At 58.4% G+C, this 20,733-nt stretch carries 21 protein-coding genes; 11 read left to right on the top strand and 10 right to left on the bottom strand.

All coding sequences use genetic code 11. The features are described from left to right. The first annotated feature begins 1 nt into the window (after position 1). Positions 2-2,023 (top strand): ATP-binding protein, encoded by a 2,022-nt coding sequence (locus tag VJ956_RS09370; RefSeq protein ID WP_324084107.1) that lies wholly within the window; start codon positions 2-4, stop codon positions 2,021-2,023. A 93-nt stretch (positions 2,024-2,116) separates the two neighbouring features. On the opposite strand, the gene VJ956_RS09380 is transcribed toward VJ956_RS09370, so the two are convergent. Continuing rightward, the gene (locus VJ956_RS09380) at positions 2,117-2,893 is read right to left on the bottom strand and encodes an ATP-binding protein (RefSeq protein WP_324084109.1); all 777 of its coding nucleotides are present in this window, start codon (positions 2,891-2,893) and stop codon (positions 2,117-2,119) included. 4 nt (positions 2,894-2,897) lie between these two features. After that, a complete protein-coding gene (locus tag VJ956_RS09385) occupies positions 2,898-3,623 on the bottom strand; it encodes a spermidine synthase (RefSeq protein ID WP_324084111.1) in 726 nt (241 codons plus the stop codon). Between the two features lie 217 nt (positions 3,624-3,840). Here VJ956_RS09385 and VJ956_RS09390 point away from each other — a divergent pair, with 217 nt between their 5' ends. From VJ956_RS09390 to VJ956_RS09405, 4 genes are all read left to right on the top strand, one after another. After that, on the top strand, positions 3,841-4,374 hold the full coding sequence (locus VJ956_RS09390) for a hypothetical protein (protein ID WP_324084113.1): 534 nt from the start codon (positions 3,841-3,843) through the stop codon (positions 4,372-4,374). 111 nt (positions 4,375-4,485) lie between these two features. Beyond that, positions 4,486-7,332, top strand: a complete 2,847-nt coding sequence (locus VJ956_RS09395) for a transporter substrate-binding domain-containing protein (RefSeq protein WP_324084115.1) — start codon at positions 4,486-4,488, stop codon at positions 7,330-7,332. 93 nt (positions 7,333-7,425) lie between these two features. Continuing rightward, on the top strand, positions 7,426-8,397 hold the full coding sequence (gene cysK, locus VJ956_RS09400; RefSeq protein ID WP_324084117.1) for a cysteine synthase A: 972 nt from the start codon (positions 7,426-7,428) through the stop codon (positions 8,395-8,397). A 40-nt stretch (positions 8,398-8,437) separates the two neighbouring features. After that, positions 8,438-8,698, top strand: a complete 261-nt coding sequence (locus tag VJ956_RS09405; protein WP_324084118.1) for an acyl-CoA-binding protein — start codon at positions 8,438-8,440, stop codon at positions 8,696-8,698. Between the two features lie 30 nt (positions 8,699-8,728). Here the strand turns inward: VJ956_RS09405 and greB are convergent, their stop codons facing one another. Then, the gene (gene greB / locus VJ956_RS09410; RefSeq protein WP_324084124.1) at positions 8,729-9,220 is read right to left on the bottom strand and encodes a transcription elongation factor GreB; all 492 of its coding nucleotides are present in this window, start codon (positions 9,218-9,220) and stop codon (positions 8,729-8,731) included. Positions 9,221-9,503: 283 nt separating this feature from the next. Here greB and VJ956_RS09415 point away from each other — a divergent pair, with 283 nt between their 5' ends. Further along, the gene (locus VJ956_RS09415; protein WP_324084126.1) at positions 9,504-9,791 is read left to right on the top strand and encodes a hypothetical protein; all 288 of its coding nucleotides are present in this window, start codon (positions 9,504-9,506) and stop codon (positions 9,789-9,791) included. Here the strand turns inward: VJ956_RS09415 and VJ956_RS09420 are convergent. The 6 genes from VJ956_RS09420 to ftsY form a co-directional block, all read right to left on the bottom strand. Beyond that, positions 9,764-11,245 carry a HAMP domain-containing sensor histidine kinase gene (locus VJ956_RS09420; protein ID WP_324084128.1) on the bottom strand — a complete coding sequence of 494 codons (1,482 nt, stop codon included), beginning with the start codon at positions 11,243-11,245 and terminating at the stop codon, positions 9,764-9,766. The genes VJ956_RS09415 and VJ956_RS09420 overlap by 28 nt on opposite strands. Next, positions 11,232-11,912 carry a response regulator transcription factor gene (locus VJ956_RS09425; protein ID WP_324084129.1) on the bottom strand — a complete coding sequence of 227 codons (681 nt, stop codon included), beginning with the start codon at positions 11,910-11,912 and terminating at the stop codon, positions 11,232-11,234. Before VJ956_RS09425 ends, VJ956_RS09420 begins: the two co-directional genes overlap by 14 nt. Before the next feature lie 223 nt (positions 11,913-12,135). Then, positions 12,136-13,005, bottom strand: coding sequence for an RNA polymerase sigma factor RpoH (gene rpoH, locus VJ956_RS09430; protein ID WP_324084132.1), 870 nt, complete (start codon positions 13,003-13,005; stop codon positions 12,136-12,138). A 192-nt stretch (positions 13,006-13,197) separates the two neighbouring features. Beyond that, on the bottom strand, positions 13,198-14,223 hold the full coding sequence (gene ftsX / locus VJ956_RS09435) for a permease-like cell division protein FtsX (RefSeq protein WP_324084134.1): 1,026 nt from the start codon (positions 14,221-14,223) through the stop codon (positions 13,198-13,200). Further along, on the bottom strand, positions 14,216-14,890 hold the full coding sequence (gene ftsE / locus VJ956_RS09440; protein ID WP_324084136.1) for a cell division ATP-binding protein FtsE: 675 nt from the start codon (positions 14,888-14,890) through the stop codon (positions 14,216-14,218). Before ftsE ends, ftsX begins: the two co-directional genes overlap by 8 nt. Before the next feature lie 6 nt (positions 14,891-14,896). Beyond that, entirely contained in the window at positions 14,897-16,042 is a 1,146-nt protein-coding gene (gene ftsY / locus VJ956_RS09445; RefSeq protein ID WP_324084349.1) for a signal recognition particle-docking protein FtsY, read from the bottom strand. Between the two features lie 155 nt (positions 16,043-16,197). On the opposite strand from ftsY, the gene rsmD reads away from it, so the two are divergent. After that, the gene (gene rsmD / locus VJ956_RS09450; RefSeq protein WP_324084139.1) at positions 16,198-16,812 is read left to right on the top strand and encodes a 16S rRNA (guanine(966)-N(2))-methyltransferase RsmD; all 615 of its coding nucleotides are present in this window, start codon (positions 16,198-16,200) and stop codon (positions 16,810-16,812) included. 1 nt (position 16,813) lies between these two features. Here rsmD and VJ956_RS09455 read toward each other — a convergent pair whose 3' ends face one another. After that, positions 16,814-17,992 carry a DesA family fatty acid desaturase gene (locus VJ956_RS09455; RefSeq protein WP_324084140.1) on the bottom strand — a complete coding sequence of 393 codons (1,179 nt, stop codon included), beginning with the start codon at positions 17,990-17,992 and terminating at the stop codon, positions 16,814-16,816. 176 nt (positions 17,993-18,168) lie between these two features. Here VJ956_RS09455 and mutM point away from each other — a divergent pair, with 176 nt between their 5' ends. The 4 genes from mutM (at position 18,169) to hslR (ending at position 20,693) form a co-directional block, all read left to right on the top strand. Beyond that, a complete protein-coding gene (mutM, locus tag VJ956_RS09460) occupies positions 18,169-18,993 on the top strand; it encodes a bifunctional DNA-formamidopyrimidine glycosylase/DNA-(apurinic or apyrimidinic site) lyase (RefSeq protein ID WP_324084142.1) in 825 nt (274 codons plus the stop codon). Positions 18,994-19,141: 148 nt separating this feature from the next. Next, the gene (locus tag VJ956_RS09465; protein WP_324084143.1) at positions 19,142-19,477 is read left to right on the top strand and encodes a hypothetical protein; all 336 of its coding nucleotides are present in this window, start codon (positions 19,142-19,144) and stop codon (positions 19,475-19,477) included. 77 nt (positions 19,478-19,554) lie between these two features. After that, positions 19,555-20,244 carry a GMP/IMP nucleotidase gene (gene yrfG / locus VJ956_RS09470; protein WP_324084145.1) on the top strand — a complete coding sequence of 230 codons (690 nt, stop codon included), beginning with the start codon at positions 19,555-19,557 and terminating at the stop codon, positions 20,242-20,244. A gap of 41 nt (positions 20,245-20,285) precedes the next feature. Further along, complete coding sequence (gene hslR / locus VJ956_RS09475) at positions 20,286-20,693, top strand: ribosome-associated heat shock protein Hsp15 (protein ID WP_324084147.1); 408 nt, start codon at positions 20,286-20,288, stop codon at positions 20,691-20,693. The last annotated feature ends 40 nt before the right edge of the window (positions 20,694-20,733 follow it).

Here is a 20,733-nt window from a genome sequence, read left to right on the forward strand (position 1 = left end):
CGTGACCCTGAAACGCCAGTTGGTCATTGCCAGCGTGCTGATGCTGGTCATTCCCTGGGCCGGCCTGCAGTTCGTTCTGGAGCTGGACACTGCCCTGCGGCAGCAGGCGGCTACGCAACTGGAGCAACAGGCCGGCAGAGTGGCCAGCCTGATCGACGTTCCGGCAATTGATGAATCACGACCAGGTGGTAAACCGGTAACCTACGCCCCCACCCTTGACCGCTCGCTGGAACCCGATGGCTACGGCTCCGACTGGCCCGAGTATGACGAAGAGCACAGCAGCCAGCCCTGGCAGGGCACTGGCACATTGCCCGATAATGCCACTCTGAAATGGAGGGTGGCCGTGCAGGAAAACAATCTTTATCTGCTGGTCCGGATCAATAATCGCATGCAGGGTTTTTACCAACCGTCCCGGCCGGAGCAGCCGTTTGATCAACTGCTAATCTCTATTGAGCAACCACAGGATGTCATCGAACGGCTTGTGCCGCGCCTAAGCCACGGCAGGATCAATGGGCTTGTACCAGGGAGGAGTAATGCGCTGGACTACAGATTTCGCGGAGCGTGGCAATTACCCGACAATAACGGCCACCAGCTTGAACTGCGACTGCCACGGCCGGAACAAGGCGCTGGATTCGGCTTTCAATTGATGGGCCCGGTTGAGGAAAGCGAAAGCAGAACCAGCCGGCAACAGCCGCTGTTCGAATACCCTGATAGCCGGCTGATCAGCCGTCAGGCCCCACTGGAACAGCGGTTGGAACAGCTGATTGCACCCGGGCAGAGCGCCTGGGTTCTGCAACCGGAAGGCTGGGTGATCGCCCGGCAGACCCAACCCTCGAACCTCCGGAGACCGGCTTTCGACAGCCTGACGCCCGCCCAGATTCTCGAGCGCATCAGTCTCAACGCCCTGCGGGCACTGGTGCGGGCCTATCAGCCCGAACCGATCCTGGTCGATAGCGACGCCCACCAGTTCAGCGGTAGTGAACTGCCCGACCGCGGCCTGGTGCGCCACGGCAACGGCGATCTCTATCTGCTGACCACCGAAACCCTGGCCAGCGGCCACACGCTGGTGCTGGAGGAATCCCTGGATCAGATGCTGACCCTGTCCGGCAGCACCCTGGGTTCGGTGATTGCCCGCAGCGCCCTGCTTCTGATCGTGCTGACGCTGGCACTGCTGGGCTATGCCAGCTGGTTGTCCTGGCGTATCACCCGGCTGCAGCGAGCGGTCAGCGCCAGCATTGATGACGACGGCCGCCTGCTGCGAACCCTGCCACCGGTGACAGCGAAGGACGAACTTGGCGACCTGTCCCGCCAGTTCAGTCATCTTACCGAGCGGCTGCACGGCTACACCCACTATCTCGAAAGCTTCTCCCGCCGACTGTCCCACGAACTGAAAACCCCCATCGCCGTCGTGCGCTCGTCCCTGGAGAACCTCAGTCAGAGCGCCAGCGACGAAGACCGGGCAAACTATCTGGCCCGGGCCAGGACCGCGACCGACCGCCTGAGCCAGATTCTTCATGGCATGAGCGAGGCGGCACGGCTGGAACAGAGCCTGGACCATGCCGAAAAGGAAAGCTTTGATCTGGCCGATGTCTGCGTCCAGACCACCGCGGCTTATCAGTCACTGGCACCGGATTTCCGGGTTCGCTATCAGGGTCCGCAGCAAGGGGTTCGATACCACGGCTCGCCGGAGCTGCTGGTGCAGTTGCTGGACAAACTGGTGGACAACGCCCGGGATTTCACACCGCAAGGCGGCCTGATCGAGATCAGCCTGCGCCGGGAGTCGCAATATCTGCTGCTGAGTGTGTTCAACCAGGGCTCCGCGCTGCCCGAAGAACTGGCCCAGGACATTTTCAGCCCCTTTGTATCGGTCCGCTCCCCGGGCCAGGAAGGACATCTTGGCCAGGGACTGCTGATCGCCCGGCTGATCGCCGAACACCATCGCGGGCGAATCCAGGCCGGCAATGAAAACGGAGGTGTCCGGTTCACCGTCGCGCTGCCCAAGGAACCTCTGACCAACTCCTGAACCGTCGCCTGACCCCGGCGGTGGAAACCTGCGAATCCGTCAACAACCCCCTGGATGATCTGTCCCGGTGTATCGGCCGGGCGTCAGACCAGGCTAACTGAACGTGCCCGCAAACTGACGGTAGAACTGTTGGGCGGTCCGGCCATTGCGAACACCCTTGGCAGTGGCAAACCGGATCGCCTCCTGATGCAGGGCAGCACGGTTCCGGATCTCCGGAAACAGTGCATCCACCGCCTGCAGATAGATGTCCTGGGGAAACGGATAGAACGACAGCTGGAGACCAAACCGGTCCGCCAGTGATACCTGCTCCTCAATGGCCTCAGCCGGATGAAGTTCGCCATCACGGACCTGGCTCTGCAGGTTGTCCGCCATGAACTCCGGCATCAGGTGGCGGCGGTTGGATGTGGCATAGACCCGGACGTTTTCCGGCGGCAGTTCCAGTGAACCTTCCAGTACACTCTTCAGGGCCTTATAACCGGACTCGCCGGCATCAAAGGAAAGGTCGTCGCAGAAAATCACAAACCGGAATCGCAGATCGCACAGATCATCGACAATTTCCGGCAGGTTGACCAGGTCATCCTTGTCCACCTCGATCATGCGCAGTCCCTGATCCCTGTAGCGATTCAGCAGCGCCTTGATCAGCGAGGACTTGCCGGTGCCCCGGGAGCCCCAGAGCAGGGCATTGTTGGAGGGCTCACCGGCAAGAAACCGCTCGGTGTTGCGGCCCAGCGCCTGCCGCTGGCGATCAATACCCTTCAGACTCTCCCACTGCACCGGATCGAGCCGGCGAATGCCCCGCAGAACACCACGGTGTCGGCGCCAGACTGCGGCGTGGGTCGATTCCCAGTCGATAGTTCCAGGTTCGCCCATGGCTTCAGCTCCCGCTCTTTGTTGCCAGATACACGGTGTTGGTGGACTCCCGATTCTGGAAAGGATTGTAGAAAGACACCACGCGGGCCTCCACACCCACAAACAGCCCTCTAAGCGTCTTTATAAAAGGTTCGTCCGGCGGATCGTTGGACCACATGGCGAATACCCCGCCAGGTTCAAGAAAGCGCGCCATCCTGCCAAGGCTTTCAGTGGTGTAGAAACTGGCGTTGGACTGGTTCAGCAGTGCCCGGGGTGAGTGATCGATATCCAGCAAAATCGCATTGAACAGACGCCCTGGCAACTCCGGATCAAACCCGCCATCTGAAATCGCAAAATCAAAAAAACTGCCCAGCACATAGCGGCAGCGCGAATCTTCATTCAACACCTTTCCCAGGGGCACCTTCTCCTGCTGGTGCCAGTGAATCACCGTATCCAGAGCATCCACGACCAGAAGCTCATTTACCCGGTCGTGACCCAGCGCCGCTTCGGCGGTATAGCCGAGGCCAAGGCCGCCCACCACCACATCCAGCGACTCGCCCTCCGCCCGCTCAATAGCGAGATCCGCCAGCGCTATTTCGGCATCCACGAACATGCTGGACATCAGAAACTCATCACCCAGCTTCACCTCAAAAATATCCCGCTCACCCAACGCCGGAATACGGCGGCGCCGGAGGGTGATCTCACCCAGCGCCGAAGGCTGGCTGTCTATTTCCTCGAACATCAGACCCATGGGATTTCTCCGAATTTCCGTGGGCGGATTCTAGCAGCCTGATGCCCGATAACAGAACAAAACCTCCTTTAACTTGAAGCCAACGAAAAAAATCCGGAAACTTCTTCGGTCACCACGCGACGGTGGCGCTTATTCCGGAAGTCAGCCATTCCATGCCCCCCATGAAACAGGATTTCCGGACACCTCGAAAACCGATAAAGAAGACGGGACGTCACCCATGACCATTATCAAGAACACCCTTATCGCGGCAACGGCTGCAGCATCAGTTCTGGCGGCGGGATCAGCCGCCGCGGAAAACCGGATCATGATGGGTTTTAACCCTTTCCAGGGAATCTTGGACAATGTTGGTAACGCTGTATCGAATAGTGGCGCGTCTAGCAGCGTCTCTGCGCCATCCTATATGGTCGGCATGCGGACAAGCGATCAACTGATGCCTTACGCTTTCCTGTCGATTGTTGACACCGGGGTCCAGGGAGCAGATACCATTTTCTCCCTGGGCGGCGGCGCCAGGTACTATCTGGACAATGTTTCCCAGAATATCCGGCCCTTCGCCGGAGCCGCAATTGGTATTGTCGATAGGGAAGATACCGGTTTTGGCGTTGGCGCATTTTTTGGCGCTGAAGCCATGATCACCGAGTCGTTTTCGGTGAGCGGCCAGATTGGCGCCGAGATTGCGGACAGTGGCCGCGCGAATAGCAGCACCGCTATTTCCCTGGGCACAGCCAACGTCATGTTCAATCTGTACTTCTGATCTGAATAATGCCTGTGGCAGCGCTGCTTTCGCGGCAGCGCTGAAATTGCCTGGAAGGGAATTTCTCTGAACACAATTTTCCACGCCCTCAGCGCCACTCTGGCCCTTCTGTTGCTGTCGTTGCCCGCCTGGCCGGCGGACCATCAGACCGTATCCGTGGGCGTCGTTGCCGATAACACGCCCTACTCCAATATCGAAGGTCGCACCCCGTCGGGGTTCTCGATCGACGTTCTCCGGGAAGTGGCCAGCCACGCCGCTCTGGACCTGGACGTTCGTGCCGGTACCTGGCCGGAGATCTTTGCGGCGTTCCAGCGCGGTGACATCGATGTCATCGAAGGCATCTCCTATAGCGACGAGCGGGCCCGGACCATTCGGTTCACCGAGCCCTATCACATCCGCCAGACCTATGTGATGCATGATCCGGCAAACCCGATAACCGACGTTGGCTCCCTGGAGGCGCTCGCCAATGCCAGCATCGGGGTGGTCGGGGATGTCTACTACGCGCGCGCTCTCGCCGACGCTGACGTTGAGCTCAACAGCTATGACTCGATACCCAGTCTGGTGCGGGCCCTCGCCTTCGGCTGGGTGGATGCTATCTTCGGGCCGGAACTGACCCTTGAATACTACGCCCACCAGGCCGGCTTCCGGTTTCTGGACATTGTCGGCCCCGCACCCCTGGGGGCGCTGGCCCGGGAAGACTTTCGCCTGGGTGTGCTGAAAGGCAACGATGCGTTGTTTGAAAAGATAAGTGAGGGGCTGCAAGCCGTTCCCGACGCCCGCATTACTGAACTGTTCGAGCGTTGGCGCGAATACGGCGGCGCCAGCATGGCCGAATCCCGTGGATTCAGTCTCAGTGCTGTCCACCAGCGTTACATCAGCGAAATTGGCCCGGTCAGGGTCGGCTTTATGACGGACTACGCCCCCTTCAGTTTCCAGGATGCAGGAGCGATTCAGGGTCTGGCCGTTGATGTGATGGACCGGATATCCGATCTCACCGGTCTGCATGTTGTACCTGTGGCAGGGCAATGGTCCGAACTGCACCCCATGTTTCTGGCGGGTAAAATCGATGTCATGGCCAACATGTCGCAGACCGCTGCGCGGCAGGAGTACACTCGTTTTACCAGGCCCTATCACATTATTCCCAACGTCGCTTTCACCCTTGATAAAAACCTGCAGTTCAATTCCCCGGCAGACCTGAAAGGGCTCAAGGTGGCCATCGGCGCGGGCATCTACTACGAGAGTGCATTTCGCGACCAACTGGGCGATAGCGTGTTTGCTTTCACCTCCCAGCGCGCCATGTTTCAGGCCCTGGCCGAAGGTTCCGTGGACGTTGCCCTGGCCGCGCTGTCCAATGGCAACTATTGGGTCAGGGAATTGCAGATTCCGGGGGTTATCATCGCCGGCGAAACAGATCTCGGCGGCATGTCCGGCGAAGACCTGCGTTTTGGTGTTCGCCCTGCCCTTGAACCACTCGCCGCCCTGATGGATGCCGCGCTGGGTGCGATCAGCCCGACAGAAATGCGTACCATAGAAGACCGGTGGCTCGGTGCCTCTGCCATTCGCAGCCCGATCCCTGAGGTCAGGTCAGTGACCTTTACCGATGCCGAACAGGCGTGGCTGGATGAGCGTAACCAGCAGCTGAAGCTCTGTGTTGATCCGGACTGGCTTCCCCTCGAGGCGCTCAATGAAGACAACCAACACACCGGGATTGCCGCTGACACCTTCGCCCTGTTCTCCGAGCGTTCCGGCGTAGCCTTCCCCCCATTCGTCGCGGAAACCTGGGCCGACTCGGTCGAAGCCGCCAGAAATCGCCGGTGCGACCTGTTCTCCATGGCTATGGAAACACCGGAACGACTTGAATACATGAGTTTCACCAGGCCTTACCTCCGGGTTCCAGGGGTGCTGATAGGCCGGGTCGAGACCCCATTTATCAGGCGGCTCGACGATATGGGGAGTCAGCCGGTTGGCATTGTCGAGGGGTACGCCTTGCTGGAACTGTTGAGGACTACCCACCCCGGCCTCAACCTGGTAACGGTTGGCAACGAAAAAGAAGGGCTGCGAATGGTTCAGGAACGGGAACTGGCAGGCTTTATAAGTACCTTTTCCTCGGCCAGCTATCACCTGCAGGAGCTGGGACTGGCAGACCTGAAAGTGCTGGGCAGAATCCCGGCGGACTGGTCCCTGGCAGTTGCCACCCGGAATGACCAGCCGGAACTGTTCAGCATTATGCAAAAACTGGTCGCCAGCCTGACCAAAGCAGAACGTAACACCATCGAGCAGCAATGGGCCGGCGTCATCCAGCCCGAACCCGTGGTGGATTACCGGCTGGCATTCCAGCTGACGCTCGGGGCCATGGTCATCCTCGGCCTGCTGTTTTACTGGAACCGCAAGCTCGGTAGGCTGAACCGGCAACTTGCGGCGGCCAATGATCGCCTTGCCTTCCTCAGCGTCACTGACGACCTGACCCAGATCGGAAACCGCAGTTATTTTGACCAGGAATTCGGCAAAAGCTTTCGCTGGTGCCAGCGAAACCATACGGGGTTTGCGGTTGCCATGGTAGATGCGGACCACTTCAAGATAATCAACGACACCTACGGCCACGATGCGGGTGACCAGTGCCTGATTGCGCTGGCCGGTATCATGCGCGATCATTTCCGCCGGGACACCGACCACCTTACCCGCTTCGGCGGTGAGGAATTCGTCATTTTTACCAGCTTCGATGACCGCGGCGAACTGGTTTCGCGACTCGAGGGTTTCCGCGCCGGCCTGGCCCGGCAGAACATCAGCTACAACGGGCAGCAGATCAGGTTTACCATCAGTATTGGCCTGGCCATCGGGACTCCCGACAAGGATACCGCTCCGGCCGAATTCCTTCGTCTGGCCGACAACGCGCTCTATGTGGCCAAACAGAACGGCCGTAATCGCCTCGAAATCCTCACCACCAGGAACAGCAATTAACTGGCGGCCGGACCGCGTAATGCTATGCTTCGGTAATACTGATGGATAAACAAAGTGAGCGGATCAGTAAGTCAAGTACAAAAGGAGGTTAACATGGCCAATATTTACCCGGACAACTCCCGCTCGATCGGCAAAACCCCGCTGGTGCAGCTTAATCGGGTCAACGACGGAGCTACCATCTGGGCCAAGATTGAAGGTCGCAATCCGGCCTACTCGGTGAAATGCCGGATCGGTGCAGCCATGATCTGGGATGCGGAGGAACGCGGTCTACTCAGATCCGATATGACCATCGTTGAGCCCACCAGCGGCAACACCGGCATCGCCCTGGCCTTTGTAGCTGCCGCGCGGGGCTACAGACTGTTGCTGACCATGCCCTCCTCGATGAGTCTGGAGCGGCGCAAGGTACTGAAAGCCCTGGGGGCCGAACTGGTCCTTACGGAACCAGCCAAAGGCATGAAGGGTGCGATCGCCAGGGCCGAGGAGATTGTTGCCCAGGATCCGGACCGGCACTTCATGCCGCAGCAGTTTGAGAACCCCGCCAATCCCCGTATCCACGAAGACACCACCGGCCCGGAGATCTGGAACGATACCGACGGCGCTGTGGATATCTTTGTCTCCGGTGTGGGTACCGGCGGAACTCTTACCGGTGTCACCCGCTACATCCGCAACACCCGGGGCAAGGCCATCACCACCATCGCCGTGGAACCTGAGGACTCTCCCATCATTACCCAGGCTCGTGGTGGTCAGGAACTGACGCCCGCTCCCCATAAAATCCAGGGCATCGGCGCCGGCTTTATTCCGGGCAACCTGGACATGGAGCTGGTAGACAGGGTCGAGACAGTGAGCAACCAGGCGGCCATGGACATGGCCCACCGGCTGATGCAGGAGGAAGGCATTATGTGTGGTATTTCCTGCGGCGCGGCGGTTGTTGCAGCGGTAAGAATCGGCAAGCTACCGGAGTTCAAGGGCAGGAACATCGTCGTGGTACTGCCGGATTCCGCCGAGCGCTACCTTTCGTCCGCACTGTTTACCGACCGTTTCGGCGAACTGGAAAACGTGCAGTAGAGCTGTACCATGGATTCATTATCACAGAGCGGAACCTGACATGAGCGATCTTAAAACCCGGTTCGACGAGGCCGTAAAATACATCCAGAACGCCGAGGGCGACTTCCAGCCGTCCAACGAGATGAAGCTGGAATTCTACGGCCTTTACAAACAGGCAACCTCGGGCGATGTTACCGGCAAACGCCCGGGCATGATGGATTTTGTCAATCGCGCCAAATACGACGCCTGGGAAAAGCTAAAAGGTACCTCATCGGAGGAGGCCATGCAGCTGTACATCGACAAGCTCAATCAACTTAAATAAGCCACCAAAAGGGTCCTGGCCGAGTGTCCCTCACTTCTCTGGCGGCACGGGCTCATAACGAATGCCGGTGATAACAGTCTGTCTGAAGCCCTCCGGGGTACGGACACGGACTTCGTCGTCCACCCGCTTTCCCAGCAGCGCCCGGGCCATTGGTGCATCGATGCTCAGGTAGCCGCGGGACAGGTCAAACTCGTCCGGGCCTACCAGGCGATAGGTATGAACCGAGCCATCGTCATTCTCAATGGTGACCCAGGCGCCAAAGAACACCCGGTTGCGGTCCTCCGGCAAGCGGTCCACAACCGTGATTTCCTCCAGGCGTTTACTGAGAAAGCGTACCCGCCGGTCAATTTCACGCAGTTGCTTCTTGCCATAGATGTATTCGGCGTTTTCCGATCGATCTCCCTGCGCCGCTGCTTCCCTCACCGCCTGGGTTACCTCCGGCCGCTTTTCTTTCCACAGGAAACGGAGCTCCTCCCGCAGCGCCTGCTCACCGGCCGCGGTGATGTAGCGTGTTCTGGCCATAATCTGCCCACCCTTCGGAGGTTGGAGGTCCGCAATAACATTCGGACATAAAAAAACCCCGTAAATACGGGGTTAAACTAGCGTTGTGCTGGAGGAGGATGCAAGGGAAAACCACTTCTTCAATCTTACCCTTTCATTATGCACAACCCACCTTACCGGCGAGTTGCGTTATGGTTACGTTTTGGACAGGGTCGGTATTAGGTTGTTCGCTCTAGAGTTCTACCGTAGATTCCGTGGCAATAAAGTGATTCCGGAACTTTTGTGCATTCTGACGGGGACAACCATGATAACTCAACAACTTCTTGATACAGCCCTCAAAGGGCTTGACCGGCTCGGCTTCCGGCTTGACCAGTATGGCATCACCGGCAAGCTCAATCGTCACAACCTGACGGCATTTATTGCGCAGGAACAAAAACACCTTGAAGGCGAGTGGGACAGTATCCAGGTCAGATTCGATCGTCGTCGTTCGCAGGTCGAGGGCGTGCTGGCCGCCTTTGAGGCCCGGACTGATCCTCTGGTGAAGCCCCTGATCAGCCGATTCAATCAGTTGCGTGGCGCATCCGGTAACTGATGGGATGCGTCCGCTGCAGACTCTGCCGCAGGTAGAGTCTGGGTATCTTTCAGCCGTTTCGGACTGACCGTGTAGGCGGGCATGCTGATAGTCACCTTCAGGCCCGGAGACTCCGCACCCTCGAAGTGATCACTCAGCCGGATGCTGCCCTGGTGTATTTCCGCCACGGCACTGACCAGACTCAGACCCAGCCCGTTACCCGGCATCGAACGGCTCTTGGCCACCCGGTAGAAGCGCTGGAACACCTGATCTTTCTCGCTGTCGGGAATGCCGATACCACTGTCACCCACCTCAAAAACGGCCTGATCTCCCTCTTTGCGGACTTCCACTGTGATCAGCCCATGTTCGGGTGTGTATTTAATGGCGTTATCAATCAGGTTGCTGACCATCTGGAACAGTAAATCCCGGTCGCCCTCAATCGACACGGTGCTGTCCACAGACTGCTCAAACCGCTGATCCTTGTCCTCGGCGACCGCCTCGTAGAGTTCACAGGCGTCGGTTACCAGTTCTCCCAGTAAAACCGGCTTCATGTCGGCGGTATTTCCGCGGGTTTCCAGCCGCGCGATGCGCAACAGGGCATTGAAGGTGGCCAGCAACTGGTCTGCTTCTGATACGGCCCTGGCGGCCTGTTCCCGGGCTTCGTCGTTATCCACCGACATCAGAGTATTTTCAAGCTGGTTGCGGAGCCGGGTGAGAGGCGTTCTCAGATCGTGAGCAATGCTGTCAGACACATGCCGGATACCCTCCATCAGATACACAATCCGGTCCAGCATCTGGTTCAGGTTTTCCGCCAGCTGGTCAAAATCATCATCGGTTCCGCGGGTAGGAATCCGCAGGGACAGGTGGCCGTTCATAATGCGTCGGGAGGTATTATTGATCACCTCGATACGGCGTGTGGTACTGCGACTCATCAGAAAGCCACCCAGCAGGGCGAGGCCGAGGGTAATTCCCATCCCCCAGTTAATGGCGCCTTCGATAAGCCGTTTGAGATTGGTGAGCTCATCCACATCCCGGCCGACGAGCAGGCGAAGGCCGCCCTGAACCTCGAAAATTCGTGCCCGGGCCAGCCGTTCAGGGCCTGTCCAGCCTACCGATTCATCCAGCGTAAAGTTGATCCAGCCACTTTCCGAGCGCGATTCCTCGGGCCAGGTCTGGATATTGCCTGCAAGTTTGAGGAAATCATCGGTGGTGAGCAGGTATATCGATTTCGCATTGGGATCCCGCGCTACCCGTTCCCGGATAATGGATATCAGCCCGTTGATGCCGCTGCCCCGGTATTGTTCGGCAAGCCCTGCAATTTCAGCCTCAATGGTTTCGTCAGTCTGGGCGGTCATGAACCCCGCCGTGCGCCAGTATATAAACGCCAGCAACAGGAATACCGAGGTGGCGAACACCACCATGTAAAGCAGCGCCAGCTGAAACGATGAGGTCCGGAGCTGGCTAAGCAGTTTCACGAAGCATGTACCCGGCGCCGCGAATGGTCTGCAGCAGGGGTGTCTCGAACTCTTTATCGATCTTTGCCCGCAGCCGGCTGATATGAACATCAATGACGTTGGTCTGGGGATCGAAATGGTAGTCCCAGACTTTTTCCAGCAACATGGTGCGGGTGACCACCTGCCCGGCGTTGCGCATCAGATATTCAAGCAGCCGGAACTCACGGGGCTGGACGTCGATGTTATGTCCGGCTCGCCTGACGGTGCGGGCCAGCAGATCCATTTCCAGGTCTGCCACATGCAGAACCGTTTCGGTTTCCGAAGACTGGCGGTTGCGACGCACCAGCGACTCGATCCGGGCAAGCAGTTCGGTAAACGAGAATGGCTTGGTCAGGTAATCATCACCACCACCGCGCAGGCCCTCCACCCGGTCGTCTACATCACCCAGAGCACTGAGGATCAGCACTGGCACCTGGTTGCCAGTTGCCCTTACGGTTTTGACAATCGCCAGCCCGTCCATTCCCGGAAGCATCCGGTCGACAATCATGATGTCGTAGTCTTCGCTGGCAGCCATAATCATGCCTTCTTTGCCATCCGCCGCGTGATCCACAACAAAATCGGATTCTTTCAGACCTTTGACAAGGTAATTTGCGACATCTTGATCGTCTTCAATGACCAGCGCTTTCACCAGTAGACCTCCTGATAGCGGATTTCATTAACAACCTAGAGTACGAGGATGTCGCAACGGCGGCCAGTTACGATCCTGTAAGAGGCTGTCTTCGTTGACAACATTGACAGTCGTCAGACCAGATTACCGATCCGTTTGCTTGTGGCCTGATTATACAACCAAAAACGCCACCGACCCGACCCGGGTGGTGGCGTTTCCAGATGGTGTCAGGACTCAGGGCGGGTCAGGCCGCTTCGCCTTCCACCATCATCGCGGCCCGAATCTTCTTCATGGCATTCTTCTCAAGCTGGCGAATACGCTCAGCCGAAACCCCGTATCGGTCCGCCAGTTCATGAAGCGTCGATTTGCTATCGGACAACCAGCGTTCGCGCAGAATATCCTGACTCCGCTCGTCCAGGTGGCCCAGCGCTTCCATCAAACGACCATTGGAATCACTGGTCCAGTCTGCCTGCTCAAGCTGCGTGGCCGGATTACTGCGATGATCTTCAAGGAAGTGGGCCGGTGCCTGATACGCGTTATCGTCGTCATCGTCCTGCGGGCCATCAAATGCAGTGTCGTGGGAAGCCAGACGGCCTTCCATTTCACGTACGACCCGTGGTTCTACGCCCAGATCACCCGCCACAGCGTTCAGCTCATCGTGACTGAGCCAGGCCAGCCGCTTTTTCTGGCTGCGCAGATTGAAGAACAGTTTACGCTGGGATTTGGTGGTGGCAACTTTCACAATGCGCCAGTTGCGCAGAATGAATTCATGAATTTCAGCCTTGATCCAGTGCACTGCAAAAGAAACCAGCCGGACACCGTATTCCGGGTTAAAGCGCTTGACCGCCTTCATCAGGCCAACGTTGCCTTCCTGGATCAGATCGGCCTGGTTCAAACCGTAACCGGCATAGCTGCGGGCTATGTGAATCACGAACCGGAGGTGAGACAGTATCAGCTCCCGTGCCGCGTCAACATCACCCTCATAATGTAACCGCTCTGAAAGTTTGCGCTCTTCCTCGACAGACAGGACCGGAATCCTGGCCGCAGCCTGAATATAGGATTCAAGGTTAGCGCCCGGGACCAATCTGTCTAGAACCTGTAAGTTCGTACTCATATTTCCCCTCCGGCATAACGACCGGTCAGTATAGCAATTAAAACTTTGACCACCAAACCCTGGTAAAGTTCCCTGAAACCACGCTAAACGTTTACAACTCAGACCTTTGCGGTATTCAATCATCTCGCTCTATCAATTTAACCTACGCCTGACTTCCGAGGTCTGACCATACGGTATTACCGAAAGCCGGGATCACCCGCCAGCAATTTCGCCAGGGTCGATATCATCAAGGTGGCGCTTCACCGCAACCCAGGCGCCCAGCCACCCCAGCAGCATCGCTGCGATGATCAACGCCAGAGTTGCGCCGGGAGACAGACCACTGAGGGTAAAATCGCTGCGGTAGAGCCCCGCAAGGCGCTCCACCGGCCCACTCAGCCACCACAGCGATGCTTGCAGCAGCACCCAGGCCACCAGGCCACCGCCGAGTCCGAACCAGGCACCCGTATAGAGAAAAGGTCGACGGACGAACGCATCCGTGCCACCCACCAGTTTGGCCACCAGGATTTCCTCACGCCGGTTCTCGATCGACAGCCGCACCGTGTTACCGATCACCAGAACCACCGCGGCCGACAACAGGATAGCCAGAGCCCAGGCTGCCCGACTCAGCAGCTGGGTCATGGCGTTGAGTCGCTGCAGCCAGCCCAGATCCACCTGCACCTGGTCAACACCGTCCATCCTTTCAATCAGGGCCACCAGGGTCTGGACACCGTTCGCCGTACGCGAACTTTGGCCGGGAGTTACCAGCAGGGTATGGGGCAGTGGATTATCATCGAGATAATCCAGCTCATCCTGCAGACCCGAAGAGGAGCGGAATTCATCCAGCGCGGTATCGCGGTCGATCAGCTCAACCTCGGCCACCCGGCTATCACTGTCCAGGTTCTGCTGGAGGATTTCAGCCTGCTCCAGCGTTACCCCCTCCGCCAGGTAAGCGGTTATCCGTGCCGAACTTTCCCAGCCGGAACTGACCCCCTGAAGACTGGCCAGCAGCAGCATCAGCGCCACCGGCAGTGCCAGCGCCACGCCCATCACTGTCCATGTCATCAGGGTGGCAAAGGGAGCCTGCCAGAGCCGGTGGGCACTGTCGCGCGCCACCTTGCGATGGTGACTGAAATAGCTGCTGGCCTGCTGTCTCAGCGCCGATCGGGTGGTTCTGGCACCCCTGCTCCTGGCGTCTCTGGCCCGCGGCGGCTCTTTCCGGCGATTCGGAGACTCAGTCATGGCCGCCCCCACCGCTGGATACCAGCCGGCCCTGATCAAGCATCAGGGTTCTGCGGCCAAGATTGTTGATCAGGGCGATATCATGGGAGGCAATCAGAACCGTTACGCCCACCTGACTGAATTCGGCAAACAGGCCCATGATGTCGGCAGACAACTGGGGGTCCAGATTACCGGTGGGCTCATCCGCCAGCAGAACCGGAGGTTTGTTCACGACGGCACGGGCGATGCCAACCCGCTGTTGCTCCCCCCCCGATAACTGCAACGGGTTCATTTTCTCTTTGCTCAGCAATCCCACCTTGTCCAGCGCGGCCCGCACCCGGCGGCCAATGTCCCGGGCAGGTACGCCCATGACCTCAAGCGGCATGGCGACGTTGTCAAAAACGCTGCGGTCGAACAGTAACTGATGGTTCTGGAATACCACGCCGATGTGGCGCCGGATATAAGGCACCTGACGACGCGGGAGACGGTTAAGGACCTGGCCGCCAACGACCACCTCGCCCGCGCTGGGTCTCTCCATCACCATGATCAGTTTGAGCAGGGTGCTCTTGCCGGCACCGGAGTGACCGGTCAGAAACGCGAGCTCACCCCGTTCCAGGCCGAAATTGACCTGCCTCAGCGCTGTATGGTCACTGTCATAGCGCTTGGTGACCTGCCGGAATTCGATCATTGCGGCTCAGGCCTCAGGGGTTTCATCAAACAGCGCGTCAACAAAGGTTCGCGCGTCAAAACTGCGAAGGTCATCCATCTGCTCACCGACACCGATATAGCGGATGGGCAACTGCAACTGCCGGGCGATGGCGAAGACAATACCGCCCTTGGCGGTGCCATCAAGCTTGGTCAGGGTGATGCCGGTGACGCCAACCGCCTGCTGGAACACCCGGGCCTGACTCAGGGCATTCTGGCCTGTGCCTGCGTCCAGCACCAGCATGACTTCGTGCGGCGCTGTGGCATCGAGTTTCTTCATTACCCGGACCACCTTTTCCAGCTCAGTCATGAGGTTGTCCTTGTTCTGCAACCTGCCGGCGGTGTCAGCAATCACCACATCGACACCACGGGACTGGGCCGACTGAACCGCGTCAAAGATCACCGATGCACTGTCGGCCCCGGTGTGCTGCGCGATAACCGGCACCTTGTTACGCTCACCCCAGACCTGCAGCTGTTCCACGGCAGCGGCGCGGAAGGTGTCGCCTGCTGCCAGCATGACTGACTTGCCATCCTGCTGGAACAGTTTGGTGAGCTTGCCAATAGTGGTGGTTTTGCCGACACCGTTTACACCGACCATCAGCATCACGTAGGGCTTTTTACCAATGTTGAGATCCAGAGGGTGGCTCACCTCTGCCAGCAGCTGATGCAGCTGATCCCGCAGTGCCGTGCGCAGGGCATCGCCATCCTTGAGCTGGTTGCGCTGCATTTTGTCAGTAAGGGATTCAATGATTTCAGTGGTGGCGGTTACGCCCACGTCCGCCATTAACAGCGTGGTTTCAATCTCTTCCAGAAGATCGGCGTCGATTTTTTTGCCCCGGGAAAAAAGATCGGAAAAGCCACCCGTAAGATTCGCCCGGGTTTTGCCCAGTCCTCTGCGGACCCGTTCGAATACACTGACCGCCGGCGCTTCTGGTTCAGGTTCAGGCTCAGGCACCGCTGCCTCGGGCTCTGCCGGTTCAGGCCCGGTCTGCGGCGTTGCCTCGGGCTTTGGTTCCGGCTTTTTCCGGGGCACGGCTTTCGGGCGCGGGGACGGCGGCCGGTTGCCAACCACGTCCAGCACAAACACGAGAACAAGAAGGGCCAAAAGCCCGATGGAAATCCAGTCTGCCGTCATAGTCATACCATTGATCTTGAAATTCGCGGGGTAGCGGAAAGGCGCTATTCTAGCAGACTGTCCGGTGGAAGTGACGGGTCATCGGAAGCGCCGTAACATGTGGCACCGATACCCGGCTTTTCCAACGGATTCCTTTTGCGCAGGCGCACACAAGCATGGCACCAAAACGCACAAACCGACCCTCCGCGGGCGGCGAGCTGAGCATTATCGGCGGCGACTGGCGCAGCCGGAAACTCCGCTTTCCCGATGCCGGCGGCGTCCGCCCGACCCCCGCCCGCACCCGCGAAACTCTCTTTAACTGGCTCGCCGGTGCAATCCCGGGCAGTCACTGCCTGGACCTGTTCAGCGGCTCCGGCGCCCTGGGCCTCGAGGCTCTGTCCCGGGGGGCGGCGTCGGTAACACTGGTGGAGCAAAACCGGGCGTTGGCGGAGGCCCTGGGCCACAATCTGGCATTGCTGAAATCGCGGGACGGGCAGGTGATCTGCCAGAGTGTGGAGCAGTTTCTGGCCCGTTCCCCGAGCCGGCCCTTTGACATCATTTTCATGGACCCACCTTTCCGGCAGGGCTGGCCTGAACACCTGTTGCCAGTGCTGGAGCGCTGTGGCTGGGTTACCGCAGGGGGCTGGGTCTACGCCGAATACGAGAGCGAAAAGGCCAGCCTGTCGCCCCCTCCCGGCTGGCAACTACACCGCGAGAAAGCTGCCGGCCAGGTCAGGTACTGTCTGTTCCGGGCAGGTACAAAAACCCCGTCGGAGCAGGGTTATCAGTAATTCAGGCTGAGGGCCGAAGCGAGTAGGCGCGCAGGTGCTTGGCAAAATCCTCGAGATAGCGGATACCGCTGGCTTCGGCGTCGCGACACCACTGCATCAATGCCTGGAGTTTATCCTGCGGTTTCAGGCCCCGGCGGCGCCAAAGCGCCTGCAGTTCGGTGCTCATCTGATAGATCTTGCGTAAGGCCTGGTTACTCTCCAGTGCCGTCTCGAGATGTTCCTTGTCAGCGGGCTTGATCAGGGTGATTTCTCGTGACAGCAAATGCTTGATCTTGCTGTACCGGGGCAGGATCTCGGCGTCCATCAGCGCTTTCTGCTGACGCAGCACCGGCTCCATTACCCGCTTGCGATACTGACGCATGATATCGAAACGGTTGTTGGCGATGGCCTGAACGGTTTCGACATCGACCTCCATTTTGCCCGGCACACAGTGGGCAATCGGACGATAGCCCTTGGGGGTGGCCAGCCCGAACAACTGAAACAGGCGGATGTAACCCCAGCCGATATCCACTTCATACCAGCGGCGGGACAATTTGGAGGAGTTCGGATAGGTGTGGTGGTTGTTATGCAGCTCTTCACCACCAATCAAAATTCCCAGTGGCCAGATATTCCGCGCATTGTCGGCGCACTCAAAGTTGCGGTAGCCCATGAAGTGGCCGATACCATTGACCACACCCGCCGCCCAGACCGGAATCCAGATCATCTGCACAGCCCAGATCCAGATACCATTGACACCGAACAGCACCAGGTCAATTGCCGCCATCAGCCAGATTCCCAGCATCTGGTAGCGGCTGTACACGTTGCGCTCGACCCAGTCCTCGGGAGTGCGCTGACCGTAACGCTGCAGGGTTTCTTCGGTGCCGGCCTGTTCATAAAGCTCGGCACCCTGCAACAGCACCTTGCGGATACCCAGAACCACGGGACTGTGAGGGTCTTCCTCGGTTTCACACTTGGCGTGATGCTTGCGGTGGATTGCCGTCCACTGCTTGGTGTTGGTGGCCGTTGTCAGCCAGATCCAGAACCGGAAAAAATGCGCCAGAACCGGGTGCAGATCCAGGGAATTATGAGCAGAATGGCGATGCAGGTAGAGCGTAACACTGACGATGGTAATGTGCGTCAGCACCAGCATGACCAGAATCAGCTGCATCACCGAAAGGTCCAGAAGACCGTTGTACCACATGTAAATTCCCTCTGCTTACAATCGCCGGGTTGGAAGGTATTCCCTCAGGTCACCAGGGCAGGCCATACTCCAACCACTTTAGCGTACAGTTGTTCACTATAACAACAGCGTCAGGGGACGGTTTTTTTGGCTGCTTACCCAAACCTGTGTTCATTGATAGCGTTGGAGCCAATGCCTTGCCCGAGTTACCAGAAGTAGAAACCACCCGCCGTGGCATCGCCCCTTTCTGCGAGGGCCAGACCATTACCGGCATTGCTGTGCGGGATGGCCGGTTGCGCTGGCCGGTGCCGGATAACCTCCCGGAGCTGCTGGAGGGTGGCATCATCACAGAGGTGGACCGGCGCGCAAAATACCTTTTGATCCGGGTCTCCGGTACGGCGGTCAGCGGCACCCTGATCGTGCACCTGGGGATGTCCGGGAGCCTGCGGGTCATCACTGACACCAGCGAACCCTTGCGCCACGATCATATCGAACTGACATTGCTGTCCGGCGTCAAACTCCGCTTTAACGATCCGCGGCGGTTTGGCTGCTGGCTGTGGTCAGAAACACCCGACTCCCACCGGCTCCTGGCCAGCCTGGGCCCCGAGCCACTGGCACCGGAGTTCAACGGTCCGCTGCTTTACCGCCAGTCCCGCGGCAAGCAGACACCGGTCAAGTCTTTCATTATGGACAACCACATTGTGGTCGGGGTGGGCAACATTTACGCCAATGAAGCTCTCTTCAAGGCCGGGATACACCCAAAGCGCGCGGCCGGTCGAATCAGTCTGAGCCGCTATCACCGGCTGGCGACTGAAATCCGGGAAACGCTTTCAATGGCCATTCTGATGGGTGGCACTACGCTCAGGGATTTCGTAAACAGTGACGGCAAGCCCGGTTATTTTGCCCAGTCCCTGCTAGTTTATGGACATGGCGGAGAGGCCTGCCAGGAATGCGGCATGACCCTGAAAGAGATCCGGATGAACCAGCGGACCACCGTTTACTGCGGTCAGTGTCAGCGCTAATTTCCTGCCGGGCAGATCAGCCAGACCTGACACCGGACAAATAATGCAACAGAAAAATCGTTTGAAAATACGTAAATATGATTCATAGTTGACACAATGGCTGTTGTGCTGTTGTCACTCCGGCCAACATGTTCAGGAGAAACTAGCAATGAACGGTAAGATTTCCCACATCGTAATTACAGCCCTGGCGGTCTGCCTGCTGAGCTTTTCCTCGGCCGGGCATGCTCAGGCCATCGACGAAAAGCCTACCGCGCTTGCCATGACAGGGGACGCCCTGTTTGCCCGCCCGCTTCTGCTGGCAACCACTGTGGTTGGCAGCGTGGTTTATGTTGTGTCACTGCCGTTTTCGCTGCTTGGTGGTAATGCCGCGGAAGCAGGTGAAACCCTGGTGCTGGGTCCGGCAAAAGCCACGTTCGTTCGCTGTCTGGGCTGCACCCGCGTTGGTCGGAAACAGGAAACAGTTGAGCAGTATTCCGACAACTGATCCGCAAGTTTTCCGGTTGCCATCCGGCCTGTTCTGCGGCAGCCTGACGGTTCATTCGCTTCAGGCTGCCCGTGTTTATGGTGAACTGGCACTCGCTTCAAACGGTGTTCCTCGATATGGACGGAACCCTGCTGGACCTGCATTTCGATAATCATTTCTGGCTCGAACACCTGCCCCGGCGATACGCCGAACATAATAACCTGAGCCCCCAGCAGGCCCGCGAATTCATTATTCCGATGATCATGTCAGAGCGCGGCTCGCTCAACTGGTACTGCACCGATTACTGGAGCAACCGGCTGTCACTGGATATTACCGGTCTGAAAGCTGAAATTGGCGAACGCATCGGCTATCGGCCCCATGTCACCGGATTTCTCGACGCCCTGCGCAATTCCGGCCTGCGCTCGGTCATTGTTACCAACTGCCACCCCGACCCGTTGCATCTGAAGCTGGAACGTACCGGTCTGGCCCAACGCGTTGATGGCATCATCTCCAGCCATGAACTCGGCAAACCCAAAGAAGATCCCACCTTCTGGCGCGATCTGGCCGAATTCGAGCCTTACCGGCCAAATGCCACCCTGATGGTGGACGACAGCTTCCCGGTGCTGGAAAGTGCCCGCCGTGCCGGTATTGGCCAGTGCCTGGCCATACTGGCTCCGGACAGCCAGCAGCCCGCGAATCAGCAACATCCGGAGATTCCCTGCATTCATCATTTTGATGAAATCACACCGGCACTGATGCAACGCACCCCTCTGCCATCAGGAGCCTGAGACCGTTATACTGTGATCAGACCTTCATCAGGTGAGGAGAAATGACGGCCACAACCAATGACGACAACCGGGTACGGCTGGACAAATGGCTCTGGGCCGCCAGGTTCTACAAAACCCGGAACCTGGCCAAACAGGCTATTGAAGGTGGCAAGGTCCACTACAACAGCCAGCGGACCAAGCCGGGAAAACTGGTAGAACCCGGTGCCAGAGTGACGCTTCGGCTTGGCTGGCAGGAGCGCATCATCGTTGTCGATGACATCAGTGACCGGCGCCGGAGTGCCCCCGAGGCACAGACGCTCTATCACGAAACCCAGGACAGCGTGGAACGCCGCGAAGACCTTGCCTGGCAACGAAAAACCATGCAGGCGGCCCAATTACCCCCTGCCCGTCGGCCATCGAAGAAGGATCGCCGGGACATCCAGCGTTTCCGTGAACAGAACGGACTCTGACTGTCCGCCTACTTTCCTACTCATTAGTAAGGAGAAAAAA

The organism is Marinobacter sp. (assembly GCF_035268745.1).
In the GTDB taxonomy this organism is placed as follows: Bacteria; Pseudomonadota; Gammaproteobacteria; order Pseudomonadales; family Oleiphilaceae; genus Marinobacter.